1 protein-coding gene and 1 pseudogene are annotated in these 1610 nt (G+C 74.2%); both read left to right on the plus strand.

The features are described from left to right. Positions 1–729, plus strand: a pseudogene (locus tag ACFW2E_RS46535) (serine/threonine protein kinase); the annotation flags it as partial. Between the two features lie 193 nt (positions 730–922). Next, positions 923–1610, plus strand: a 688-nt coding sequence (locus ACFW2E_RS46540) for a DUF4232 domain-containing protein (RefSeq protein ID WP_384478146.1), incomplete at its 3' end; no start/stop codon positions are given.

Genomic DNA, 1610 nt, shown 5'->3' on the forward strand with positions numbered 1-1610 from the left:
GAACAGCTGCGTCCGGATCTCGGCGACGGCGTCCGGCGGGCGCTGATGCGCGCGCTGGAGCCGGACCGGGAGCGGCGCTGGCCCGGTGCGCAGGCGTTCGCGGACGAGCTGGACCGGCTGGCCGCGGGAACGTCCGCGGTCCGGCCCCGCAGACGGTTCGACGGGATACGGAAGCGGCTGAACACCGTCACGCTCGCCGTGGCCGCGGTACTCGCCGCCACGGCGGCGGCCGTCACGGTCACCCTGGTGAACCGGGACTCCCCGGCCGGGCCGGTGCGGGTCGCGGACGCCACGGGGCGGATCTCGGCGCAGGTGCCCGCGGGCTGGGGACGCCAGCTGCGGGGATCCGGCTGGAACCCGGCGGCACTGGGCCTGAAGTCCGGGCACCAACCGGGGCTGGAGGTGGCCGACGACCTGTCGAAGTGGCCGGACCTCAACGCCGCCGTGAACGGCGTGTTCATAGGCCTGAGCGAGCGCGGCGGCGTCGAGGCCCGGGTGAAGGGCCTCGCCCATTCCGGCTGTCACTACGACGGTGACCGCGCCTTCGTCGGCGCGGACTGGCACGGCCGGATCCGCGCCTGGAGCGCCTGCCCGGACGGCGGTTCGATCACGGAGACCGTGCTCGCCCCGGCGGACGGCGCCTCGCGGCCGCAGGTGTACGTGCAGGTGCGCCGGCACGGCGGCGGGGACAGAACCGAGGGCATACTCGGCTCGCTCCGGATCACCTGAGAGGCGAAGCGGCTCCGGAGCTCCACGCAGGCAAAGAACACGCCTGCGCCGGGCAAAGAACACAAAAGAACCCGCGAGCCGCGAACGATTCCCGCGGTACCCGCATCGGAGTGTCATGACGGCACGCAGGAGCGGGCGCGCACGCGCACGCCGGGTGCCACGAAGATCCAGGAGTGCAGGAGAGTTGGGAGACATGGTGTACACGTCCTCGTTCCCGCGTCGGGCGTCCTTGCTCGCGGGCGCCGCCGCAGCACTCGGCCTCCTGACCGCCTGCGGCGGCCACGACGTCCACAGCAACCCGCCGATGACCGCCCCGGGGTCGGCGGCGCCGGCGACCGAGACCTCGACGGCCGGCACCGCGGCGGCGAGCGCGTCCTCCCCGGCCGGTGACGGCACGTCGTCCTCGGCGAAGACGGGCGGCACGGCCGCCACCACGAGCGGCGGCGGTACGACGACGGGCGCCACCGGCACCCGCTGCCACACCTCGGAGCTGACCGCGTCCGTGGGCCGCAACGACCCGGGTGCCGGGCAGGAGAACTTCCCCGTCGTGCTGACCAACAAGTCCGCCCGCACCTGCACCGTGCGGGGCTATCCCGGCGCCGCCTTCGTGGACGCCTCCGGCACCCAGCTCGGCCCGGACCCCAAGCGCTCCTCCGGTACGCCGGCGACGGTCACCCTGAAGCCCGGGCAGAGCGCCTGGGCGGGGCTGACCTTCTCCAACCCGGAGATCAGCGGCGCGAAGACGGCGACCCCGGCCGCACTGCTGGTCACCCCGCCGGACGAGCGGGACCAGCTGAAGGTGAAGTGGACGGCGGGCGAGGTACCCGTGTCCGGCAACGCCTCCTCCGTCTTCCTGACGGTATTCGGCCCCGGTACCGGCC

It is taken from the genome of Streptomyces sp. NPDC058964, assembly GCF_042741275.1.
Lineage (GTDB): Bacteria > Actinomycetota > Actinomycetes > Streptomycetales > Streptomycetaceae > Streptomyces.